The sequence below is a fragment of the Psychrobacter sp. genome (genome assembly GCF_049295055.1).
Taxonomy (GTDB): domain Bacteria; phylum Pseudomonadota; class Gammaproteobacteria; order Pseudomonadales; family Moraxellaceae; genus Psychrobacter.
The window spans coordinates 1-5,263 of record NZ_JBAQQF010000065.1; the positions used below are offsets into that span (position 1 = coordinate 1).

Annotated in this window: 7 protein-coding genes; 6 read left to right on the forward strand and 1 reads right to left on the reverse strand. The window is 43.2% G+C overall.

From position 1 onward, the window contains the following. Positions 1 to 186: 186 nt before the first annotated feature. The 6 genes from WAZ74_RS09615 (at position 187) to WAZ74_RS09640 (ending at position 4,566) form a co-directional block, all read left to right on the forward strand. Positions 187 to 363, forward strand: coding sequence for a hypothetical protein (locus tag WAZ74_RS09615; RefSeq protein ID WP_422308081.1), 177 nt, complete (start codon positions 187 to 189; stop codon positions 361 to 363). A 134-nt stretch (positions 364 to 497) separates the two neighbouring features. Beyond that, positions 498 to 788: a hypothetical protein gene (locus WAZ74_RS09620; RefSeq protein WP_422308082.1), complete on the forward strand. Its 291-nt coding sequence runs from the start codon at positions 498 to 500 to the stop codon at positions 786 to 788. 54 nt (positions 789 to 842) lie between these two features. Beyond that, a complete protein-coding gene (locus tag WAZ74_RS09625) occupies positions 843 to 1,853 on the forward strand; it encodes a DUF932 domain-containing protein (RefSeq protein ID WP_422308083.1) in 1,011 nt (336 codons plus the stop codon). A gap of 116 nt (positions 1,854 to 1,969) precedes the next feature. After that, positions 1,970 to 3,109, forward strand: a complete 1,140-nt coding sequence (locus WAZ74_RS09630) for a YqaJ viral recombinase family protein (protein ID WP_422308084.1) — start codon at positions 1,970 to 1,972, stop codon at positions 3,107 to 3,109. A gap of 123 nt (positions 3,110 to 3,232) precedes the next feature. After that, the gene (locus WAZ74_RS09635; protein ID WP_422308085.1) at positions 3,233 to 4,144 is read left to right on the forward strand and encodes a hydrolase or metal-binding protein; all 912 of its coding nucleotides are present in this window, start codon (positions 3,233 to 3,235) and stop codon (positions 4,142 to 4,144) included. 167 nt (positions 4,145 to 4,311) lie between these two features. Next, complete coding sequence (locus WAZ74_RS09640) at positions 4,312 to 4,566, forward strand: helix-turn-helix transcriptional regulator (protein WP_422308086.1); 255 nt, start codon at positions 4,312 to 4,314, stop codon at positions 4,564 to 4,566. A gap of 279 nt (positions 4,567 to 4,845) precedes the next feature. Here the strand turns inward: WAZ74_RS09640 and WAZ74_RS09645 are convergent, their stop codons facing one another. Next, on the reverse strand, positions 4,846 to 5,025 hold the full coding sequence (locus WAZ74_RS09645) for a hypothetical protein (protein WP_422308087.1): 180 nt from the start codon (positions 5,023 to 5,025) through the stop codon (positions 4,846 to 4,848). Between the last annotated feature and the right edge of the window lie 238 nt (positions 5,026 to 5,263).

Here is a 5,263-nt window from a genome sequence, read left to right on the forward strand (position 1 = left end):
TGAACCCTATCGAGAAAAAATGGGCTCAGGTGAAGTTTCTACGCCAAGGCTGGATGGAAAACGACTTATCTAAATTATTTTATGATATTTGTCCTGGCCATAACAGTTTTATTTTGAACTGACTATAGCTATCATGATGCAGAGACTAAGCAGCAGTATGAGCAAAACGGCAAATTGGGTATTGGCATGATCCATCGTGATAATCCTAAGGAAGTTGAAAATGCGGTAGCGTCAGCTTTATACCTAACAAAACCAAGTAAGCATGAGCAGCAACTTAAATTATGGGTGCCAAACATGCGCACCTTTGGACACGGCACATTCCGCACAGCCAAACGCCGAGGTCTGCCACCCATATCAAAATAATCTCAGTTATATAGTACCCCTATGAGATAAGACAGGTAGCCTCGCTTACCTGTCTGTTTAACACTCATTTATCCTAGTTAAAGGTCTGCTTCATTGCAGGCCTTTTTTTATGCACAATAAAAAAGGAGTTCTCTATGAGACCAATCTGCCCTCACTGTCATTCATCAAACGTCACAAGCGATGTATCTAGTGACAGTCGCTTTACACTCTTTGAGCAACTGTGCTCACAATCTACACTTTCAGAGCTTGGCATAAGTATCTGCAAGTACTACAAAATCAATTCAGCGATCGGTGTGGTGATAGGGTCTGCCATGGCATCTGCAATCAGCTTGGCTAAAGACAAGCGACAGCAGCCACCTTTGATTACTCTAGCAGCAACACCCCGTTATTCATGTCATACCTGCTTATTAACCTTCACGATCTAAAGCACCCCTACAACCAACTAAGTAAAACCATTAAATATATCAAGGAGCAGTAACATGGCACATTTAATCGAATCAATGGCATACGTCGGTGATACCCCTTGGCATGGCATGGCATGGCATGGCTTAGGCCAAGAATTATCACCCAAGCAGCCTATTGAAGTCTGGGCACGTGAAGCGGGTATGGATTGGCGTATTGAATCATCCGATGTTAGCTACATGGCAACCAATGATAAAGGCCAAAACCTCATTATGCCTTTTGACAACAACAAGGTACTGTACCGCTCTGATAATTTAGAGCCGTTATCCGTAGTCAGTCAACGCTATCAAGAAGTGCAACCAAGTGAGATCTTAGAGTTCTATCGTGATCTCACTGAACAAGCGGATTTTGAATTGGAAACGGCAGGTGTGTTAAAAGGCGGTCGTAAGTTCTGGGCACTCGCTCGTACCGGTCAATCAGCAACATTACGTGGAGGTGATGTCAGTCATGGCTATCTGCTGCTTGCAACCGCTTGTGATGGAACGCTTGCCACCACAGCGCAGTTCACCAATATCCGTGTGGTGTGTAATAACACCTTAGCCATCAGCTTAGCTAATGGTAACGGCAGTGTGGTCAAAGTACCGCACAGCACTACCTTTGATGCGGACAAGGTCAAGCAGCAATTGGGTGTATCCGTCAGCCAGTGGGATGCGTTTAATTATGAGATGAAGCAGCTCACCAATAGACGAGTGACGCAAGCAGAAGCGGCCAATTATTTAAACCGAGTATTCAATGATGTCAAAGACGATGGTCTTATTCTGTTTAATACCGCTAAGAAGGAGAAAGAAGCGGTACCTAATGCCCGTGCAATGAATCAGGTGATGACTATGTTTAATGGTCAAGGTCGCGGCGCGGACTTAGCTTCTGCTAAAGATACCGCTTATGGCCTGCTGTCTGCGATGACAGAATTTGTTGATCATGAACGCCGTGCTATGTCACAAGATCATCGCTTAGACTCAGCTTGGTTTGGAGCAGGGGCGAAGCTCAAAGATAAAAGCTTGGATGAAGCGCTACGCTTAATTGCCTAGTCGCATAGATACTGTATTAACTGAATGAATCAACCACGCCTTTGAGCGTGGTTTTTTTATGCCGTCTTTTTAATAAATAGTATTAACCAAAAAAAAATCTAACGAAGGAGTTCATCATGAACACAATCGCATTAAATAATACAACTCAGCCAAGACTTAAGCGTGCCACCGTTAAGAATAAGATTCCACTAAACGCTCGGCACAATAGCGAAGAGTTGCCAAAGCCTAAGGCAGAAGGTAAAACGGTTAAATCGTCTGCTAATCAATCAAGCATACCTAAGCGTTTGGTTAATACCAAATCGTTAAGTCATGAAGACTGGCTACAATTTCGCAAGCAAGGCATTGGCAGCTCTGACGCTGCTGCCGCCTGTGGTATCCATCCTTACTTGTCTATGCTTGAGCTATGGATGATTAAGACTGGACGCATGAGCTCAGACATTGATGCCAGTAATAATAATGGCATCGAAGGATACTCACCACTGTACTGGGGCAATACTTTAGAGCCAATGGTCGCTAAGTACTATCAAGAGCATACAGGTAATAAGGTGCGCCGCGTCAACGCCATCTTGCAGCATCCTGATCCTGATAAGCACTTTATGCTGGCTAATCTAGACTATGCCATTACAGGGTGTACAGAGGCACAGATACTCGAATGTAAAACCGCAGGGGAACATGGTGCCAAGCTCTGGAAGCATGGCGTGCCTTTGTATGTCACTTGCCAAGTGCAGCATCAGTTGGCGGTCACAGGTAAAACGGCTGCGCATATTTGCGTGCTGCTATGTGGTCAAGAAGCTAAGATATTTAAAGTTGAGCGTGATGAGCGCTTGATTGCATCCATCATCGAGCATGAGCGGTTATTCTGGCAGTATATTGAAACCGACACCCCGCCAACGCCTGATCATTCAGAATCTGCAGCAAGAGCATTAAAGCAGCTTTATCCAACCCCTGAGCCATCCAGCAAGGTTGATCTGCGAGATGACAATGGAGCTAATAAATTGTTTGAGCAACTGCTGAGCTACCGCGAATACATGCAGGAACTAGAAGAACGCCATGACCAAGTGAAGCATCAGCTGCAAACGCTAATTGCCGAGAATGAGATTGCGGTATTCGAGAAAGGGGCTATTTCATGGAAGCGCTCTAAAGACAGTATCAGTCTTGATAGCAAAGCGGTTATCAAAGCCTATCCTGAGCTATTAGCTACATTTAGTAAAACCCGTCAAGGCAGTAGACGCTTTGTGATTCTTAATGATGGATAAGCTAATACTCAGCTATTAACCATAATTAATAATTTACACCACTTACTCAAATAAGCGCATAAACGCCCACCCGTCATAGGTGGGCTTTTTTATGGCTAAACAAAACATATAAGGAATATCACCATGATTAAAGGTCTAACCATAACCCCACCCGTACTCGGTCGTATCAGCATTGGACGTGTCATTCAAAAGGATGGCAAACGCCTCCCTGCTAAAGACGATCAATTCACGATTACTAGCCAAGTTCAAAATAAGGATGGCTGGATCAATCATCCCCTCGATGAAAAGCTACGCGAAAACAATGAAGGCAAGCTCAGACAAATACCGGTGCGCATGCTGTTCAACGATCCTGAATTAAACCTACGAGCTGAGTACACCTTGTTTGATCGGCAGACCGGACGCCCGTTATGCGTTGGTGACGGTGAGCAGTGTCAGCGTCGCACTAACAAAGGCGTTGAGTTGCTTCCTTACCCGTCACCAGATAGATGTCCACTGGCGCAAGGCGGTGCCTGTAAGCCGTATGGAAGACTTTACGCTAATCTGTCTGAGGACGATGAGCTGGGTACATTTATCTTTCGCACCACAGGCTTTAATAGCATTCGTACACTTGCAGCAAGGCTTAGCTACTTTGCAGCAGTATCAGGCAATAGGTTGTCATGTCTGCCACTGCAATTAACCTTGAGAGGCAAAAGCACCACGCAAAGCTATCGCACACCGATTTACTTTGTGGATCTAACCTTGCGTGATGGTGTGACGCTTAAAGATGCGGTACAACATGCCAGAGCGATTGATAATGAACTGAGCGAACATGGCTTTGATCAAGCGGCATTAGAGGAAGCCGCGAAGCTTGGCTATGTGAACTCGTGCTTTGAGATTGATAGCGATGGTCTACTTGATGTGGTCGAAGAGTTTTATCCAGTAGAGACAGATGACGTCAGTAGTGATCAGCAAGGGAACTATCAAAACAGGTTAGCGACTCATAACGTGACTAGCATTGAGCAAGGACTACGGCAAAGCGTGACAGCGGTAAGTTAAATTCATGAAAGCAGATAATTGACATAAAAAGGAGCTGATGATTCAGCTCCTTTTTTTATCGTTTCTCTCAAGGCTAAAGGTCGGACTGTACAGGATGCCGTAAAAAAATATAGGACTCCCTAACTGTATGAGAGATGACGCTCTCGTTAACTTACTAGGAGATAATCATGGAAACTTTAAACGCCAATACACAACCAGTAATCGAGCAATGCAATCATATACCGCAGCTACTTAGCATCAAAAAAGTCATAGAATATACAGGTATCAGCCGCTCAACTATCTATGCAATGGGCGACGTAGATTCTGATCAATATGATCGAACGTTCCCTAAAAAGCTGCAACTGACACAAGTGAGGGTAGCTTGGGTAGCAAGTGAGATTGCAGAGTGGATTAATAGTAAGATTAACGAACGGTCGGCTTAGTAAGTAAATCAGCCGACTCACTTGAATGTGAGTCGGCTGATTTTTTAATAGACTTAATGCTTGAATAATTCTTATCAACTTAGCTTAGTTAGCTATGTATTCTTTTTTTAGAATCGGATAATAGGTAGCAGAAATTTTCTAACTAAATATTTTTATCCTCAATATATGAAAGAACTGCTGAGCCATCTTTAAATATAGTACAACTAATTGATTGCTCTAATCATAAGTCTCACAAATTATAGTTGTAATGGTAAGTAAGTATGAAACAAAATTCTGTCATTAATCTCTACTGGTTCGATTGCTTTCAGTAACCGCACTGTCTGGTAGATCCTCGAGATCCTCGAGATCATCGCCATCAAATCTACCCTGTTTAGCTTTTGCTTGAGCTATATCATTTTTACGTTGCTTCTCAGGGTCAGTAAGTTCATCATCGTCGAAGTCATCACTAAAGTTACTCATATTATTTTGCCTATAAAAAATTGAATCAGACGATAGTATTCAATGATTATGACGTTATTTCAAGAAATTTATTATTAAAGCGTACGAAAATAGTGTGATTACTAACTACCTTACTAGGGTGTGTCATCAATTAGAACCGTTATTTTAGAATAAGCTATACTCATTGTGTTTCTAGAAATCTGAGATTAGCCACCATGACAAGACGACATGCCCTGCGTGATGACCAATGGGAGAGAAT

Coding starts and splice junctions, on each gene's coding strand:
- WAZ74_RS09625 (WP_422308083.1), top strand. CDS start 843: ATGGCACATTTAATCGAATCAATGGCATACGTCGGTGATACCCCTTGG.
- WAZ74_RS09615 (WP_422308081.1), top strand. CDS start 187: ATGATCCATCGTGATAATCCTAAGGAAGTTGAAAATGCGGTAGCGTCA.
- WAZ74_RS09630 (WP_422308084.1), top strand. CDS start 1,970: ATGAACACAATCGCATTAAATAATACAACTCAGCCAAGACTTAAGCGT.
- WAZ74_RS09640 (WP_422308086.1), top strand. CDS start 4,312: ATGGAAACTTTAAACGCCAATACACAACCAGTAATCGAGCAATGCAAT.
- WAZ74_RS09635 (WP_422308085.1), top strand. CDS start 3,233: ATGATTAAAGGTCTAACCATAACCCCACCCGTACTCGGTCGTATCAGC.
- WAZ74_RS09620 (WP_422308082.1), top strand. CDS start 498: ATGAGACCAATCTGCCCTCACTGTCATTCATCAAACGTCACAAGCGAT.
- WAZ74_RS09645 (WP_422308087.1), bottom strand. CDS start 5,025: ATGAGTAACTTTAGTGATGACTTCGACGATGATGAACTTACTGACCCT.